This window comes from Pseudomonas sp. Soil_N_39 (assembly GCF_057655955.1).
This window is the reverse complement of sequence record NZ_JBDGLI010000023.1, coordinates 91672-108549: the sequence shown is the minus strand read 5'-3', so window position 1 is coordinate 108549 and position 16878 is coordinate 91672. Positions and strand designations below refer to the sequence as shown.

The window sequence follows — 16878 nt, the reverse complement described above, 5'->3', positions numbered from 1 at the left end:
ACTGCGGTGCATGCACATGTTTCAACGGACCGGGTAATCAAGGCCGCCAAAACGAAAAGACCTTGAAAGGGATGGCCCTTACGGCGGGTCACTTTTGAAGAGCGCAAAAGTAACCAAAACGCTTTTGCCCGGTATGACTCACCCACATGGGTTACAAATCAGTTCACGCACATAGGTAACAGTTTTTAACTGGCATGGTCGATTTCGCGAGGATTTGACCATGCCTTGGAGAGAGCTGAAACCTATGGACCTCAAAGTGATGTTCATCGCTGAATATCTGTCTGAAAAGCACAGCTTTAGCCGGCTGTGCCAGGACTATCAGATCAGCCGAAAGACCGGCTACAAGTGGGTTGAGCGCTATGAACTGGAGGGGCCCAGTGGGCTCGACGAGCGCAGTCGCCGACGGCACAACCAAACCTATGTGGTGCCGCTGGTTGTGAGACAAGCAATCATTGAGCTTCGCTCTACTGGCGAGACGGTTCCGGGGCCTAAAAAGATCCAGAGCGACCTGATAAAGCGTTTTCCGGGGCAGGATCCGCCGTCGAAAACGACCATCTACAACATCCTTAAGACAGCGGACTTGATCGCGCCTCGGCCGTTGCGCCGGCGTGTCGCTGTCTACCCCAAACCTTTGCGTAAGGCCGAAACGCCTAACCAGCTCTTCAGTGCAGATTACAAAGGCCAATTTCTCACCGGCGCGGGTGTCTGGTGCTATCCGCTGACGATCATGGACCATGCCAGTCGCTTCTTACTTGCCTGCGAGAGCATGGCTAACACCAATCTCAAGGAGACCCAGCAAACCTTCGAGCGCGTTTTTCGGGAATATGGGATGCCTGAGCGCATCCGCACCGATAACGGCGTGCCGTTTGCCAGTACGGGTCGTGCCGGGCTGTCGCAGTTGTCAATCTGGTGGCTACGCCTTGGGATTATCCCCGAGCGAATTGAGCCCGGTCGGCCAGATCAAAATGGGCGTCATGAGCGTATGCACCGGACGTTGAAAAGTACGCTTCCCAAACCACCAGCCGTTGCCTGGGAGGCCCAGCAAAAACACTTTGATCGATTTATGCAGCACTACAATCACGAGCGGGGACACGAGGCGCTTGGCCAGAAAACCCCGGCCTCCTGCTATACACCCTCAACCCGAGCTTACCCGGAAAAATTACCGGAAATGGGGTATGCGAGCCATGTTGAGTGTTACCTGGCTGATAGTTGCGGAATCATTAGTCGAGATGGTCTGCGGATATACGTGGGGAACCTGCTCAGGCATCAAACTATTGGAATGGAGATGATCAAAGACGGAGTATGGAATGTGATCTTCGGCCCGGTGATCCTAGGTCACGTCAATGCCAGGGACGCAAAGAACGGCTACGTTTCAATCAAAGTGTCACCTATGTGAATGCACTTTTTTGTAACCCATGTGGTTGTCCCGTACATGCCCCACCACTTGGTGCCTCGCCTAGGCTCGGCATGCCCTCACTCCGGCATTGCTCCGTGGGCCCGCCGCGAAGGGCCATCCATGGCCCAGCGCGGCTATCCCGGCATCCATGCCGGGATGCCCACTCCACAATGCCTGCGTTCGGCCAGCGTGGTTTAACGGGGCGTCCAGATCAAGATCCAAAGCAAAGCAAAGCAAAGCAAAGCAAAGCAAGAGCGGTAGCATATCCAGCATCCATGTGGCTGAGCACCGCTATCGCGAGCAAGCTCGCTCCCACATGGGATCTTCTGCAGCAACAAAACTCATGTACACCGAAAACCCACTGTGGGAGCGAGCTTGCTCGCGATGACGCCGGCACATCCAACATCACCGCAAGCTGACACACCGCCTTCGCGAGCAAGCCCGCTCCCACAGGAGAAACGCGATCACCCAGAACCAGGTCGGCTATCAGGCCGCCTCGTGGTGGACGTTGATCTCGGACGCCCCGTTAACCACGATGCCTTCGTTCAGGCATGCCGAGCCTAGGCGAGGCACCGAGTGGTCGGGCAAAAGCGTTTTGGTTACTTTTGACTGGGCCGGCTTCCGGGCTCTTCAAAAGTGACCCGCTGTAAAAGCGGAACCATAAGCAGCCGTTACCGCAGCAACGGATATACACACCAACCCTGAAATCAAGCATCCCAAGGGACTACCGCGTCAACGTCAATGGCATAACGCTCAATAGCCTCGGCACAGACACTGGCGTCCAGACGCCCCTCATGCACCAATGCAGTCAGCGCACTCAAGACAATCTGGTGGCGATCCACTTCGAAGAACCTGCGCAACTGGTCGCGGGTATCGCTACGGCCAAACCCGTCGGTCCCGAGTACCGTGTACCGGACATCAAGATAACTGGCGATCAACTGCGGCAAGGCGCGAACGTAGTCCGTGCTGGCAATGATCGGCGCCGAGTCGTTGAGCGACGCCTGCAAATGGCTGCAGCGCGAAGGTTGTCCAGGATGCAATCGATTCCAGCGCTCCACTTCCCGGGCATCACGTGCCAACTCGGTGAAGCTGGTCACGCTCCAGACCTGACTGTCGATACCCCAATCGCTCGCCAGCAACTCGGCGGCGGCAATCACTTCACGCAGGATGGCGCCGGAACCCAACAACTGAACACGCCCACGCGCCCCCTCGACTTCATACCGGGCGAACCGATACATGCCCTGGATAATGGCCTGTTCGACGCCTTCAGGAAGGTTGGGCTGCGGGTAGTTCTCGTTCATCAAGGTGACGTAATAAAACTCGTCCACCTGACGCTCCAGCATCTGGCGCATGCCGTGATCCAGGATCACCGCGAACTCGCCGGCGAATGCCGGATCGTAGGCCCGGCAATTGGGGACCATCGCCGCCATCAGATGACTGTTGCCGTCCTGGTGCTGCAGACCTTCGCCCCCCAATGTCGTGCGGCCTGCGGTGGCCCCGAGCAGAAAACCGCGGGCCCGTTGATCCGCCGCCGCCCAGATCAGGTCGCCGATGCGCTGGAAGCCGAACATCGAGTAATAGATGTAGAACGGCAGCATCGGCAAACCATGTACCGAATAGCTGGTCGCCGCCGCAACCCAGGAACTGATCGCCCCTGCCTCGCTGATGCCCTCTTCGAGAATCTGGCCGTCCAGCGCTTCCCGATAGCTCAGGATCGAACCGATGTCTTCCGGCTCATATCGCTGCCCCACGCTGGAGTAAATGCCGATCTGCTTGAACAGGCTGGCCATGCCGAACGTACGCGCTTCATCCGCCACGATCGGCACAATGCGCGGGCCCAGTTGTTTGTCCCGCAGCAAACCACTGAGCATTCGAACGAACGCCATGGTGGTGGACATTTCCTTGCCTTGGGCACCGATGGCAAACCCGCCATAGCTACTGACGTCAGGCACCGCCAATGGTTCGGCAGTCGAAGGGCGCGATGGCATGTACCCACCCAATGCACGACGACGCTCATGCAGATAGCGCATTTCAGCACTGTCTTCAGCGGGTTTGAAGAAGCTCAACGAGGCGGCCTGTTCATCGGTCAACGGCAGGTTGAAACGATTGCGGAACGCGATCAGCGCCTCCCTGTCGAGCTTCTTCTGCTGGTGCACGGTCATCTTGCCCTGCCCTGCATCGCCCATGCCGAAGCCCTTCTTGGTCTGCGCCAGAATCACAGTGGGTTTGTTGCCTTCGAGCAGCGCGCTTTGATAGGCGGCGAAGATCTTCACCATGTCGTGACCGCCACGCTTCAGGCGGTCGATCTGTTCATCAGTCAGGCCCTGTGCCAACTGCGCCAACGCCTCGTTCTGACCAAAAAAATGTTCACGGTTAAAGCGCCCGTCTTTTGCCGCAAACGTCTGGAACTGCCCATCGACGGTGCTGGATAACGCCTTGACCAGTGCGCCATCTGTATCGCGCGCAAACAAACTGTCCCAGTCGGACCCCCAAACCAGTTTGATGACGTTCCAGCCTGCACCACCAAACAACGCCTCCAACTCGTCGACGATGCGACCATTGCCACGCACCGGCCCGTCCAGCCGTTGCAGGTTGCAATTGACCACCCAGACCAGATTATCCAGCCCTTCCCGGGCGGCCACCGTCAGTGCCGACATGCTTTCCGGCTCATCCATTTCCCCGTCGCCAAACACGCCCCAGACGGTTCGCCCGGCGTTGTCTTGCAGGCCGCGATGCTCCAGGTAACGCATGAAACGCGCCTGGTAGATCGAGCTGATCGGACCAATGCCCATGGAGCCCGTCGGAAACTGCCAGAAGTCCGGCATCAACCAAGGATGCGGGTAACTCGACAACCCTCGGGCCCCCTTGGCGCGTGCGCCGATCTCTTGGCGATAATGCAGCAGGTCCTGTTCTTCCAGGCGTCCCTCGAGGAACGCCCGAGCATAGACCCCTGGCGCCGAGTGCGGCTGATAGAACACCAGATCGCCACCGCGCCTTTCGGTTCGCGCTTTGAAGAAATGGTTGAAGCCTACTTCGAACAAATCCGCCGCGCTGGCATAACTGGCGATATGGCCGCCCAATTCGCCATAGGCGTGGTTGGCCCTGGCAACCATGGCCAACGCATTCCAGCGCATGATCGAGGCCAGCCGCTCTTCGATGGCCAGGTCCCCTGGAAATACCGGCTGGCGCTCGACACCGATGGTATTGATGTAAGGCGTGCCATGGCTGGGCCGCCAACCGAGGTCCGAGGCGCTTGCCACCGCCACTAGCATGTCGAGGATCTGCTTGGCCTGTGCCGTGCCGCTATGGGTGATAACCGACAGCAAGGCGTCCCGCCACTCAGCAACTTCTTGAGCATCTTCAGTGCTCTGGCCCGGCCATTGGGCATGAATATCGGACAGGTTCATGGGCATCTCCTGCAAATGTCGGGCAACGCTTCAAGGTGGCGCGAATAGCTCAATCGGGCGAGTTTTTTGACGTGCTCTACCGCATCAATGACGGAGCGCTCGGCCCAGTTGCCTTGCCCTATCTGGTAGATGCACGGATGGCCAATGGAAAGATTGTTTAACAGATACTCCTCAAGTACACCGCAAACGAGAAAGCTGTAATCACACCCCGTTACGTGTACTTCAACACACCTGTCAGTCCCGATATCCGGAGGTTCAACCTGCACCAGTGCAATATTGTCAAAACAGCTGAAGCCATGATGCATCAGATCAATATGATCACTGTCCATTGCGGACACTACGACAACGATGTGCGTACAGTTCGAAGGCTCACGCATCCACTTTATGGTTTTAGAACCACAGTCGGCAGATCGGCTCATGGGTTTGGCCTTTCTATTTGGGTAATCGATTCAGCCATGAATGGCGATGACTTTTGCTAGCTGAAACAGCGTTCCTGCAACCCGCTTTTCACCAGTGTCCGCGTCACCGATAAAATCTCTTCCACCTGTTTATCGATCGCTGCATGGGAGGCTGCGTCTCCCAGTTTGAGGACACGCAGTGGGTGACCGCAGACTGATCCCAGCCAGGTGAAACGGGGTATCGGGCTGGCTTCGACATCCAGTAAAAAACAGCCTTTGGATACGCCGTGCAGCAGTTGGCCGGCCCGGCAGGTGGTCGCCGGCGCCGACGCTATTGGGTTGGACCCAAATTGCAGCCAGTCGAGCATAAACGCCCTGGATTGCTGGACCACCAGATAAGCAACCTGGTCCCAGTCGTCGATCTCCATATGCAACTGGTCAATCATGTATTTGGGCAAAGCGGCGCTGGTCACGATGACGACCCGGGTATCGGCCAGCGGTTCTTTCACCCAGATTGCAGACTGCGATATCGCATGCATGGTGGTACTCCCGGCGTGATTCGTGAGCCTGGCTGACATAATCCCTTGTGGGAGCGAGCTTGCTCGCGATAGCGATTGTCAGTTACTTCTGTAGACACTGAACCAACGCAATCGCGAGCAAGCTCGCTCCCACAGGGGCTCCCCACAGGAAACTCCAAGCAGTTCTACACTTAGCCGTTACGAAACAGGAAGCTGTAGGCATTCAGCGCCGGTGCTCCACCCAAGTGTGCGTAAAGCACTTTGGAACCTTCGGGAAATTCACCACGACGCACCATTTCAATCATGCCATGCATCGATTTACCTTCGTACACCGGATCTGTCAGCACCCCTTCAAGGCTGCCGCACAGTCGGATGGCTTCCAACGTACCTTCGTTGGGCAAGCCATATTCCGGGTAGGCGAAACGCGTATCGAGCACCACATCCTCTTCCGTAATCTCGCGACCCAGCTCCACCAGCTCAGCCGTGTGCCGGGCGATGCGCAGGATCTGTGCCTTGGTCTGTTCCGGCTTGGCCGAAGCATCAATACCAATCACATGCTTGGAACGACCGTCAGCCGCGAAACCGACAACCATGCCCGCCTGCGTACTACCGGTCACCGAGCAGACCACGATGTAATCAAACTTGAAGCCCAGTTCTTTTTCCTGCTGCCGTACTTCTTCGGCAAAGCCGACGAAACCGAGGCCACCATACGGGTGCTCGGAACAACCCGCCGGAATCGGAAACGGTTTGCCCCCCTGCGCCACGACATCGCTCATGGCCTTTTCCCAACTTGGCCGGATACCAATATCGAAACCTGCTGCGTCAAGCCGCACGTCAGCGCCCATGATCCGCGACATCTCGATGTTGCCTACCCGGTCATACACCGCGTCGGAATAGTTCACCCAATTTTCCTGCACCAATACGCACTTCATGCCCAGGTGGGCAGCGACCGCAGCGACCTGGCGAGTCTGGTTCGATTGAATGCCACCGATGGAAACCAGCGTATCGCAGCCTTGCTCGAGCGCTTCGGGAATGAGGTATTCGAGCTTGCGTGTCTTGTTCCCACCAAAGGCCAGGCCACTGTTGCAGTCTTCACGTTTGGCATACAGCTCCACCTTGCCCCCCAGATGTTTACTGAGGCGCTTCAAAGGCGTGATGGGAGAAGGACCAAAGGTCAACGGATAACGTTCAAAACGATTCAGGTTCATGACTCTGCTCCTTGATATGGGATATCCAAGCGCCAGACCGAAAGGGAAAAGACCGCATTCCAGGCTCTTTCCGGAGGGGCTTCGATGAGTTCAATATTAAGAAGAATTCGAAAAATATGTGTTGCAAGTTTCCATCAATTGGAAAAACATAATTTCCATGAAGGCACATCAAACATACTTTTAATGCGTGGAATTCAATATGAGAGCAACAAACGCTCACAAGAACCCGGGCGCCACGGTCCCGGTGCCGCATCCATTGGATCGAACCGACCGCGCTATTCTCAAGGTCCTGCAACGGGATGCCTCCATCTCCAACGTGGCGCTCGCAGAGAAGGTGAAACTGAGTGCCCCGGCCTGCCTCAGGCGCGTCGAACGACTCAAGCAGGTCGGCCTGATCAAGAACATCGTCGCACTGCTGGACAATGAAGCGCTGGATGCGGGGATGGTGGTCTTGATCGGTGTAGTGCTGGACCGCTCCACACCGGAATCCTTCGCCGCATTCGAGGCGGCCGCGCAAAAAGTGTCCGGCTGCATGGAGTGCCATGTGGTGACGGGGGAGTTCGACTACTTCATGTTGCTGCGCACCAAGGACAGCAACAGTTTCAACCGGCTCCACGCGGAGCAATTGCTTTACCTGCCTGGGGTTCGTCAGATTCGCTCGTTCATGGGGTTGCGCCAGGTCTTGTCGACAACCCACATCCCCCTTTGAGGCTCCACTCAGGTCGCCTTGACCCACAGCCTCAGCGCCAACCTTTTTGCAATGGATTGGGGCAGGCGCAGAAAAACTGACGCGACTGAATGCGTTGGCAATCCAGCTGCTAAGCTCAATTTCGCTCCAGACCACAACCAATAACAATGTTAAAGAAAGGTAAGGCAGCATGACCACGGCACAGTCTCCGGCAACGTCCGCGAAATGGCGCTTCAAGTTAGGCATCGCCATTCTTTGTCTAATGCTCACGTTGTGGTTGTTGGTGCCGCTGGCCGCGGCCGCGGATGTGCCCAGCGCCACCATCGCGGCGATCACCGGTGCCCTGTTCATCATCAACAAGGTGCTGTTGCTGCTGGTCATCGCCGTGATGGGCAAGGCGGGTTTTCAAGAGCTCAAGCAGCATGTGTTCAGCTATGTGTCAGGCCTTGTGCCCAGCGCTGAGCAGGAGGTCAGCGTCACCCGCCACCGTATTGGCCTGGTGATGTTCTGCTTGCCGTTGGTGTGCTCCTTTCTCGAACCCTATGTCGATACCCTGGCGCCCGGTCTGCGCCCCAATAGCTGGGCATTGCAACTGCTCGGCGATGCACTGCTGGTTGGCAGCTTCTTCGTACTGGGTGGCAATTTCTGGGAGAAATTGCGCGCGCTGTTTATCCGTACCGCACGGGTCACTGCCACTGACCCGGTCTGAGCCAACGCCCCGGATCGCCTCTCCCCGGCGCGCTGCCAGTTTTTCTTGAGTTGCCATGACTTACAGGTGCCGACATGCCCGAAACACAGAACTCGCCAGTTTCCGTCGAACCTGAGCGCCAAACTGAACCGCCTCCTGAAAAGCCTGCGCCAGCCAATCCGCTGCGGCGCATTGCGCTAGGCGTCACGGTGTTGATCGCCGTGCTGTTTACCCTCTCCATTTTTATGGAGCGGCGCACGCCCTCGACGTCGCAAGCCGTGGTGCAAGCCTATGTGGTGGAAATGGCTGCCGAGGTGGGTGGCCGTGTGACAGAGATTGCGGTGCTCGACAATGCCCGGGTGAAGGCCGGCCAGGTGCTGTTTCGTATCGACCCGCAACCCTACAAGCTTGTCGTCAGCGAAGCTGAAGCACGGCTGGAGGAAACCGGCCAGACATTGGGTGCCAGTACCGCCTCGGTGGATGCCGCCCAGGCACAGCTGGTGTCGGCGCGTGCACAGCGCGACAACATACGCGAGCAAGCCCGGCGAGTGAATCAATTGGTCGAGCGCGGTGTGTTCGCCCCCGCCCGCCAGGATGAAGCCAAAGCCTCGCTGAGCTCCGCCGAGGCGGCCGTGAGCAAAGCCCAAGCCGACCTGGAACGATCGCGCCAGCAATTAGGGCCCAAAGGCAACGACAACCCGCAATTCAAACAAGCCCTGGCGGCGCTGGAAAAAGCCCGGTTAGATCTGGTGCGTACCGAAGTCATTGCACCGGCCGATGGCGTGATCACCCATCTCCAGCTCGCCGTTGGCCAGGTCGTCAGCGCTGGCCAACCGGCACTGACCTTCATCGACAGAACTACCGTATGGGTGTCTGCCGCCTTCAAGGAAAACAGCCTGGAACATGTGCAGGCTGACGACCCGGCGGAACTGGTGTTCGATGTATTGCCAGGTCGCGTGTTCAAAGGCCGCGTTGAAAGCGTGGGTTGGGGCGTCGCGCAACAGGACAGCAGCAACGCAGCCCTGCCCTCGGTGCGCAACGAGAGTGGTTGGGTGCGCGACCCGCAGCGCTTTCCAGTTCGCCTGATAGTGGAGGAACCTCACCCGATCGGCCCGCGTTATGGCTCACAGGTAACCGTGGTGATCTATACCGATGACAACCCCATGACTAACGCACTGGGGGCATTCATGACACGCCTGGGCGCCTGGCTGAACTATGTCAATTGATCGGCAAGTTGCGCTGGAGCTGCTGCGAATCAAACGCCAGGGATTGCGCGTCGCCCTGGCAGTGACCGTGGGCTTGTGCACGGGTCTGCTCCTGGACGACATTTTGCCTTTTCTCGCGCCGCTGTTCGCCATCCAGTTCCTCTTGGCCAACCGCCGTGCGCCAGCGCTATCTCAGGGATTGACAACGTTGCTGGTGTGCATGCTGGCCGGCGCGCTGCTGGTGTGTATTACCGGCATGCTCGGTGAGCGGCCGTGGGTGCTCCTGCCGGTGCTGTGGCTGTTCTATTTCGCCTGTTTTACCGCGCAAGGCCAACAACTGGGCGGCGCGGGACCGGCGCTGATGCTGGTCATTGCCATTGTGGTGCCGACGCTCGATATCGTGCAGCCTGATCTGGGCGAGTCCATCGTGCTAGTGCTGGTCAAGGCGGTCAGCCTGGGTTTGCTGCTGACTTGGGGCGCCCATGCGCTGCTGCCCGACCCTGCAAGTGAACACACCGACCCGCAAATCCCCCAGCCACGCGAGCTGACGCGGGTGATTCATCAGGCCATGGCCAGCGCGGCGATTCTGCTGGCCATGATTGCCCTGTGCCTGAGCGACCCGCGACTGGCCACGGCGATGGTCGTCCCCATCACGGTGGCCTCGTTGCTTAGCCAGTTTTCCCTTGGCATGAGCAGCCGCACCGCCCTTGGCCTGGTGATGGTCAACCTGCTGGGCGGGGTGGTGGCTTCCCTGGCCTTCACGCTGTTCGAACTGCGGCCGACCCTATGGCTGGTGGCGCTGATCCTGCTGCTGGTAAGCCTGCTGTTTGCCGGCCGAGCCGCCATGGGTAACGCCGCTGGCAAAGTATTCGGCGGGGGGCTCATGACCTTCCTTATTCTGTTCGGGCTCGGTGTATCACCGTTGCCGACAGAAACGCCCCAGCTGTTTTCCACCCGTATTGCCTACGTGCTATTTGCGGTTGTCTATGCCATTGGCCTGGCCACGCTGCTGTGGCCAAGCACCCATGCCGGCCGAGGCGACCAGTGCCCAGCGCAGCCGATCGTCGACCAGTAGTCTCTGCGGTCCGGTGTTCACCGCTTACTCAGCGAAGCCTCAAGAGGAATATCGAGAGTAAAGGTTGCGCCCTGTCCAACTCCGTCGCTATGCACCGTCAAGCTGCCACCCATTTCCTGCGCGGCCAGCGCGCAGCTGTGCAGGCCGAAACCGTGACCGTCTTTGCGCGTCGTGAAGCCATGGGAAAAGATACGCGGCAGGTGCTCAGGCGCAATCCCATTGCCGTTGTCGGCCACCGTGATACGCAATACCTGCCCTTCAGCGAGGGAGGCGCTGAGCGTGACACATGGGCTGCGATCGATCACGCCGTCCAACGCCTGCTTGGCATTACCGATCAGGTTCACCAGAATCAGCAGCACCCGGTGCCGGTCCAACGGCAACAGGGGCAAGTCGGCGATGTCCTTGACCATCGTCACCTCCTGGCGGGCCAGCAATCCAGCACTCATGCGCAAGGCATCGTCGATCAACGCTGCGACCGGCACTGTCTCGACAATACTGACGGCAACGGCATAGGACTGTTGGGCCGCGACAATGGTTTTGATGTGGTCAATGCCCTTGGTGAGTTGTCCGAGTTCTTCGATGATGCTCTGTTGCTCTGCCGCCACCACCCCCGCCAGCTTGAGCAGGTAGTCGGGCAGCATCTTTCCCTTGTGGTCTTTGGTGAGAAAGTCGCTCAGGTCGTGAACGTGTTCGTTCATCAACTGAGCCACCTTGCCCAGTCCCCGGGCTTTGGAGGTGCGCATCTGGCTGCTGACCAGTTCTGCCGATACGTTCACGCTGTTGAGGACGTTGCCGACGTTGTGCAGCACCGTCGTGGCGATTTCGGCCATGCCCGCCTGACGGGATTTTGCATGCAGTTCGGTTTGCACCTGGCTCATGCGCAGCGCCGCGCGTACGCGCGCCTTGAGTTCCAGCGGCGAAAAGGGTTTGGCAATATAGTCATCGGCACCACTCTCCAGCCCGGAGACGCAGGCCTCGCTACCGCCGCGGGCGGTCACCAGGATCACGGGCAAATGGGCAAAACCGGCGCTGGCCTTGATTCTGGCTGTCAGGCCAAAGCCGTCGAGCTTGGGCATCATCACATCCGAAACCACGACATCAATGGGTCGAAGCTGCAGCAGTGCCCAGGCCTGCTCCCCATCAGTTGCGGTGGCGACGATGTAATCGTCTCGCAAAAGCTCGCTGAGATAGCCCAGCATTTCCGGGCTGTCGTCGACCACCAGTACTCTGGATCGCGAGGCATGTTCCGGGAGCTGCTCGTCGTCGGCGCCTTGGGGCGAAGCTCGATCGTTGCGACTGCCACTGTGGCCGTCGTCGAAACGCAGGTGGCGCTGCTCGGTTGCGCTTGTCGTGCTCGGTGACGATCGCTGCTGCATAGGGCTGGCTTCGGTCGGCATGGTGTTCTGCTCAACCCCCAGCGGCAGTCGAACAAAGAAGCACGAACCCCGTCCGGGCTCGCTGCTGACACCGACTTCCCCCCCCATCAGTTCGACCAGATCCTTGACCAGGGCCAGACCAATGCCTGTACCGCTGTAGTGGCGCGTGGCGGAATTGTCGATCTGGGAAAAACGCTGGAACAGCAGCGGCAGTTTGTCAGGCGCGATGCCAATCCCCGAGTCTTGCACCGCGAGCTCAAATCGCTCGCCATCGAACGGCGTGACTGCCAGGTGCACGGTGCCGCCAGCAGGCGTGAACTTAATGGCATTGCTCACCAGGTTGAGAAGAATCTTCTCGAAGTGTTGGGGGTCCAGAAACACCGTACCCAGCGCGGGATCGATGCTGCAGGTCAAGGTGCAGCCTTTGCCCGCGGCCACCATGGCGGCGTCCTCGGCCAGAACACCCACCACCTTGTTCAAGTCAATGGGTGTTGGACACAGCTCAAACTTGCCCGCTTCGGCCTTGGAAAAATCGAGGATGTCGTTCACCCGGTTCATCAAGCGCAGGGCGTTGCGTTGGGCGCGGTCGATTTGCACATGCCAGTCCGCTGGCGGGGTAGTCGCCGCCGAGAGCTGCTCCAAGGGGGCGAGAATGAGGGTCAAGGGGGTGCGCAACTCGTGGCTGACCGTGGCAACGAAATCGCTCTTTGCCTGGTTAGCCGTCTCGGCCTGGTTGCGCGCCTGAATGAGTTCGATGGCCTGCGCCTCCAGTACCTCGGTCTGGTGGTGCAGCGTGTCGGTCCGTTCGGCGACCATTCTCTCCAAGGAGGCCTGGACTTGCTGGCGTTCGGCCTCGGCCTCGGCCTCCAGCACCCGGATGCGCAGGGCGTTCTCCTGGAACACCCGTACGGCGCGGGTCATGATGCCAATCTCATCGCCGCGTCCGGCGCTGGCGATCTCGGCGTTCAGGTCGCCAGCCGCAAGCCGGCGCATGACCGAGGCCAGGGCCACGATGGGCTGCGCGACGAATCGCGACGTACTCCAGGCGATGGCGCCGGCCAGCAGAATGGCGACGGTGCCGGCAACGATCGTCGCAAGCATGCTGCGATCATTGTGGATCAAGGCGTCGGAGCGTGCTTGGCCAGCGAAGCGCGCCACCAACAGGCCGGCGCTCCGTGCCTCGTCGCGAACCTGGTCGCGTGCGTCGCTCAAGGCACTGCTCGCTTGATGGAACCTGGCGAATGCCGCCCGGTAGCCGGCAATCTGATCGCTGACCGTCAGGGACGTAGCCTTGGCCTGCAGCCCCACGGACGCAGGGAGAACCCGAGAGAGCCGGGAGAGTTCGTCCAGGATATGGCTGACTGAGCCGGCGACCTCGGCCGACGGTGACAGGCGAAACGACAAGGTCTGCGCCTCCAGGGTGGCAACACGCTCGGCGAAACGCTTGGACAACGCGGCGGCATTTCGCAGCAGACCGGTTGCTGCCTGAATGTCGCTGGCGTCATGGGCGACGTGTCCATCCACGTCACCCAACATTGCCTCGAGGCGCTCGGCCATATCCCCGACGGTGGCGAGATACCGCAAAGCCTCGCCTCCCCGAAGCTTGGGCGCTTCGCCAAGGTGCTCGACCGCCAGGCTGGCAGCAGCGAGCGCCGTCGCCAATTGCTCCAGGGCCTCTCTCTCCTGCGGCGCTCCCATCAACTCGTGCAATTGCTCGACCACAGGCTGGAGCGCCGCGCTGGCGTTCCGCGCCGCAGTAGCGGCCTCCCCGTCACCGGTCACCAGCATCCTGGCCACATTGGCGGTGATGATCCGTTCGCCATTGCGCAGGATATCCAGGATGCGATGGGCGCTTTCGATGTTGCTCACCCGCGCCTCGTGCTCCACGGTGCGGGACTCAAGCCCTTTCAACCCATCGGCGATGCCCTGTTCGACGAGGATCGTCGCCTCTCGCATCCGGCCGTAGTGGGCTGTCATGTTCTCCGTTTCGCCGTCCATGGTCAGGCTCGCCGCCCGCAAGGCGGCGATCGCCGCAGCGAGCCGTTCCAGACTGCCCTTGAGCGATTGCGCCTCGGCCACCGCAATGGCGGAGAGGCCGTCGATCGCCGTCGCCACCATGCCTTCGGCCTGGGACAGGCTTTCCTGGTCGCGGGTAGCGATGAAGTTTTCCACCCGCCCGGTGGCCCCGTTGACCGAAGCCAGGATTTCCGCGGAATGGCTGGCGGAATCCACCGCACGTACCATGCCGCGCAGGCCGTAGAGGTTCACCAGCGACACCGCCAGCATCAGGAACACCAGCGCGGCGACCGCCAGGCCAATCCTGACGGCAATGGGCCTGTCCGTAGCGGGTCGGAATGTCGACATGGCGCCTCGCCTCCCGTGCGCCACTACTGCTTCGTCACCTCCGGCAAAGGCGTCGGCGGCGCCGTCTTGTTGATGGCCGCGTCGATCATCGCCACAACGGAAGCCTGGTCATAGGAAGGATTGGCAGCGCCGCCCACCGGCATCGTGGCGAGCCAGGCGTCCAGGTCTTTCCCATCGATACGCACCAACGGCACTTCGACGAACTTCGGCACCTGCTTGCCCGCCAAGATCTGCTGGGCCACCCAGAACCCCACCTGGGAGACGCTTGGGGAGGCAGAAACGGAGACCGTCTCGTAGCCATTGGCATCGCGCTCCTGTTTCCACAGGGCAAGTTCATCCTGACGATTTCCCATCACGATGATCGGCAAAGGGCGTCCTGCCGCCTTGAATGCCATGGCCGCGCCATAACCGTCGCCCCCTTGAGTCGCGACGGCATCAATGCTGGGCAGCGACGGCAGCGCCAGCGCCACCTCCTTGCGTGCGACGGAAGCGGTCCAGTTCCCGTACACAGTCTTGGCGAACTTCAGGCCCGGATAGTCGCTGGCGGCCTTGCGAATGCCGTCGCTGATGTTTTTATCCGTGGCATCGCCGGCAATGCCGCGGATCTCCAGCAACGTGCCGTTACCCTTGAGGCGCTCGGCGATATAATCGATTTCCACGCGGCCCATGGCGGACCAGTTGTAATCCACGGTATAGACGCAGCTTTCGGTGACGAGGCTGGCCATGACCACCACCACGATGCCGGCGTTGCAGGCGTCGCGGATCACCCCGTTGAGGGCGGTGTCGGACGCGGCCAGGACGACGATGGCGTTCACGCCCTTGACGATCAAGTCCTGGATATGGGCCGCTTGTTCCGACGCCGAGTTATTCGCGCTGACCACCGGAGCCTCGCGGATCAAGCCATCCTTTTGCGCCTGGACCGCGATCTCCTGCCAGTTTCGCACCATCACCTTGCGAAAATCGCTGCCTGCGTAGGAGTTGCTGAAGGCGATGCTATGGCTTGCGGTAGGGGCGCGGGCGATGCCACCGTCGGCAGCCAGGGCTGGATGGGCGGCAACCATTGCCAGCCCGGTCACGCAGCCAGCGAAGCGCCACAAGAGTTTGTGGATCGGTTTGGTGTTCATGTTGTTCTCCATCGTGCTTGGGGATTACCAAAAGTCATCCACCTGCACCTGCCGACAGCCTGGATCGACTGCTTGATCTGGTTTGGAGAAGTCGGCCTGCAGATTGGAGATTCGACCCTGTGAAGTTTGGAGCAGGCATTCAACTTGAGCTCGTAGTCGGACGGCCGCTAGCGGCCAGACCAAAAACCTCACGCAAATGCTCACGAACTGACGATGGGGCGCCCAGGGATCAAAATGCGCCGATGGGCACCTGTTACCAGATGGCTCATTCGGTCACTCCAACAGTAGAACCGGGCATGTAGTACTAGACACATACAGACTCCTTTCCTTGGCGGTCGATCATTGAAACCCGTAGATTGCCTGCAGTGGCAATGAGCATAGTCGCAACGTGCCCGATTCGCTCGCGGTCGTGGAGGATTTCAGAATGGACCTCTTTTCAGAGATCCATTTGTGCACACAGCGCTCTCAGCCTTAGGGGCAGCCAGCCAGAGGCCAACCGACGCGCGCCGCGCGCAGGAGGCTGGCCTTGACGACCAAGCGGTGAAAGGGGGCGATCACGAAAATGTAGACCCGGCCCAGACGGTTGTGGCATTGGACCACGGTTGAAAGAACGAGTTGGCGACTGCCTTCTGGCTCTGCCCCTTCAGAACATAGGATCGATATCCGGAAGTCGAGGTGCTTGTCGTCCTCGCCCAACACGATTTCAGTCTGGTTCGTGCTGTAGACCTTGAAGACGCCAACCCGATCAGCAAGGGTTGCCAAATGTTTGGCTGTCTTGAGACCAAAACAGGCAACGATAGTGTCTCGGATGTTCAAGAGCCATCCGATCCAGGATGGCTGATGGGAAAAGATGAATCGAGCCAGCAAATCTGGATTGCCGGATGTGCCCGCAGGGAGCCGAATCGCAAAAGCGTCCGCCAGGTTCATCGACTGGTAAAGATGGGTGATGCCGGACCTCGAAGGGACTGGCACCGCCTTAATGAGCTCAAATTCTTGGGGCATCGGGGTTCTCTCCTGAGTTCCAACTACCAATTAGACGACCTGCCATGTCGCGCTTCCTGTTGGAAGGCGCGCACTTCTCCTTGTCGGATACTGAGCCCGATCAAGGCATCATAGAGCGCTTGCTGTCCTGTGGGTAGAACAGGCAGCAAGGTCGCACGGCGCTTGTCGGCATCGAACCAGGATTCAACCAACCATCCCACCAGATAGCGAAGACTTTGTACGCACCTTGCTCACCGCTTGGGAAGAAGACTACACGGAGCGCATGCTCGCTTATGCGGCCCAGGGTCGCAGCGCGGGCGAAATATTGAGACGCTACTTGAGTATTGCCGCTGAGAAGCAACCTGGACGGGAGGTTTCCATCCGAGCCTGGTCGCTGCACGACCCGTTGGTAGGCGAGTTCCACAGCGTGTTGACACAAGAAGACTGGAC

The 16878-nt window shown here is 59.5% G+C and carries 11 protein-coding genes and 4 pseudogenes; 5 read left to right on the top strand and 10 right to left on the bottom strand.

Annotated elements, in window-relative coordinates; all coding sequences use genetic code 11:
- Window positions 1-220 precede the first annotated feature (220 nt).
- On the top strand, window positions 221-1396 hold the full coding sequence (locus AC3A5O_RS25780) for an integrase core domain-containing protein (protein WP_487753901.1): 1176 nt from the start codon (window positions 221-223) through the stop codon (window positions 1394-1396).
- Between the two features lie 707 nt (window positions 1397-2103).
- Here AC3A5O_RS25780 and mdeB read toward each other — a convergent pair.
- From mdeB to AC3A5O_RS25760, 4 genes are all read right to left on the bottom strand, one after another.
- Window positions 2104-4803, bottom strand: a complete 2700-nt coding sequence (gene mdeB, locus AC3A5O_RS25775) for an alpha-ketoglutarate dehydrogenase (protein ID WP_487753900.1) — start codon at window positions 4801-4803, stop codon at window positions 2104-2106.
- Complete coding sequence (locus AC3A5O_RS25770) at window positions 4800-5222, bottom strand: hypothetical protein (protein ID WP_487753899.1); 423 nt, start codon at window positions 5220-5222, stop codon at window positions 4800-4802. Before AC3A5O_RS25770 ends, mdeB begins: the two co-directional genes overlap by 4 nt.
- 56 nt (window positions 5223-5278) lie before the next feature.
- Window positions 5279-5740 carry a transketolase gene (locus AC3A5O_RS25765; protein WP_460078875.1) on the bottom strand — a complete coding sequence of 154 codons (462 nt, stop codon included), beginning with the start codon at window positions 5738-5740 and terminating at the stop codon, window positions 5279-5281.
- A gap of 170 nt (window positions 5741-5910) precedes the next feature.
- The gene (locus AC3A5O_RS25760) at window positions 5911-6927 is read right to left on the bottom strand and encodes a 1-aminocyclopropane-1-carboxylate deaminase (protein WP_487753898.1); all 1017 of its coding nucleotides are present in this window, start codon (window positions 6925-6927) and stop codon (window positions 5911-5913) included.
- A 199-nt stretch (window positions 6928-7126) separates the two neighbouring features.
- Here AC3A5O_RS25760 and AC3A5O_RS25755 point away from each other — a divergent pair, with 199 nt between their 5' ends.
- From AC3A5O_RS25755 to AC3A5O_RS25740, 4 genes are all read left to right on the top strand, one after another.
- A complete protein-coding gene (locus AC3A5O_RS25755; protein WP_163006837.1) occupies window positions 7127-7636 on the top strand; it encodes an Lrp/AsnC family transcriptional regulator in 510 nt (169 codons plus the stop codon).
- A 169-nt stretch (window positions 7637-7805) separates the two neighbouring features.
- A complete protein-coding gene (locus AC3A5O_RS25750) occupies window positions 7806-8324 on the top strand; it encodes a transporter suffix domain-containing protein (protein ID WP_487753897.1) in 519 nt (172 codons plus the stop codon).
- A 74-nt stretch (window positions 8325-8398) separates the two neighbouring features.
- Window positions 8399-9529 (top strand): HlyD family secretion protein, encoded by a 1131-nt coding sequence (locus tag AC3A5O_RS25745; protein WP_487753896.1) that lies wholly within the window; start codon window positions 8399-8401, stop codon window positions 9527-9529.
- Window positions 9519-10583, top strand: a complete 1065-nt coding sequence (locus AC3A5O_RS25740) for a DUF2955 domain-containing protein (protein WP_305470587.1) — start codon at window positions 9519-9521, stop codon at window positions 10581-10583. The genes AC3A5O_RS25745 and AC3A5O_RS25740 overlap by 11 nt, the downstream gene beginning before the upstream one ends.
- Before the next feature lie 17 nt (window positions 10584-10600).
- Here AC3A5O_RS25740 and AC3A5O_RS25735 read toward each other — a convergent pair.
- From AC3A5O_RS25735 to AC3A5O_RS25710, 6 genes and pseudogenes are all read right to left on the bottom strand, one after another.
- Window positions 10601-10942: pseudogene (locus AC3A5O_RS25735) on the bottom strand (ATP-binding protein); the annotation flags it as partial.
- Window positions 10943-11461: 519 nt separating this feature from the next.
- Window positions 11462-11797, bottom strand: a pseudogene (locus AC3A5O_RS25730) (response regulator transcription factor); the annotation flags it as partial.
- A 213-nt stretch (window positions 11798-12010) separates the two neighbouring features.
- Window positions 12011-13060 (bottom strand): annotated as a pseudogene (locus AC3A5O_RS25725) (sensor histidine kinase); the annotation flags it as partial.
- Between the two features lie 1286 nt (window positions 13061-14346).
- Window positions 14347-15447 (bottom strand): ABC transporter substrate-binding protein, encoded by a 1101-nt coding sequence (locus AC3A5O_RS25720; protein WP_305470585.1) that lies wholly within the window; start codon window positions 15445-15447, stop codon window positions 14347-14349.
- Between the two features lie 471 nt (window positions 15448-15918).
- Complete coding sequence (locus AC3A5O_RS25715; RefSeq protein ID WP_305470584.1) at window positions 15919-16449, bottom strand: DUF2867 domain-containing protein; 531 nt, start codon at window positions 16447-16449, stop codon at window positions 15919-15921.
- 23 nt (window positions 16450-16472) lie between these two features.
- Window positions 16473-16673 (bottom strand): annotated as a pseudogene (locus tag AC3A5O_RS25710) (DJ-1/PfpI family protein); the annotation flags it as partial.
- Window positions 16674-16878: the final 205 nt, after the last annotated feature.

Bases quoted from the DNA above. Each gene is read 5' to 3' on its own strand.
- AC3A5O_RS25780 (WP_487753901.1), top strand. From the start codon at position 221: ATGCCTTGGAGAGAGCTGAAACCTATGGACCTCAAAGTGATGTTCATC.
- mdeB (WP_487753900.1), bottom strand. From the start codon at position 4,803: ATGAACCTGTCCGATATTCATGCCCAATGGCCGGGCCAGAGCACTGAA.
- AC3A5O_RS25770 (WP_487753899.1), bottom strand. From the start codon at position 5,222: ATGAGCCGATCTGCCGACTGTGGTTCTAAAACCATAAAGTGGATGCGT.
- AC3A5O_RS25765 (WP_460078875.1), bottom strand. From the start codon at position 5,740: ATGCATGCGATATCGCAGTCTGCAATCTGGGTGAAAGAACCGCTGGCC.
- AC3A5O_RS25760 (WP_487753898.1), bottom strand. From the start codon at position 6,927: ATGAACCTGAATCGTTTTGAACGTTATCCGTTGACCTTTGGTCCTTCT.
- AC3A5O_RS25755 (WP_163006837.1), top strand. From the start codon at position 7,127: ATGAGAGCAACAAACGCTCACAAGAACCCGGGCGCCACGGTCCCGGTG.
- AC3A5O_RS25750 (WP_487753897.1), top strand. From the start codon at position 7,806: ATGACCACGGCACAGTCTCCGGCAACGTCCGCGAAATGGCGCTTCAAG.
- AC3A5O_RS25745 (WP_487753896.1), top strand. From the start codon at position 8,399: ATGCCCGAAACACAGAACTCGCCAGTTTCCGTCGAACCTGAGCGCCAA.
- AC3A5O_RS25740 (WP_305470587.1), top strand. From the start codon at position 9,519: ATGTCAATTGATCGGCAAGTTGCGCTGGAGCTGCTGCGAATCAAACGC.
- AC3A5O_RS25720 (WP_305470585.1), bottom strand. From the start codon at position 15,447: ATGAACACCAAACCGATCCACAAACTCTTGTGGCGCTTCGCTGGCTGC.
- AC3A5O_RS25715 (WP_305470584.1), bottom strand. From the start codon at position 16,449: ATGCCCCAAGAATTTGAGCTCATTAAGGCGGTGCCAGTCCCTTCGAGG.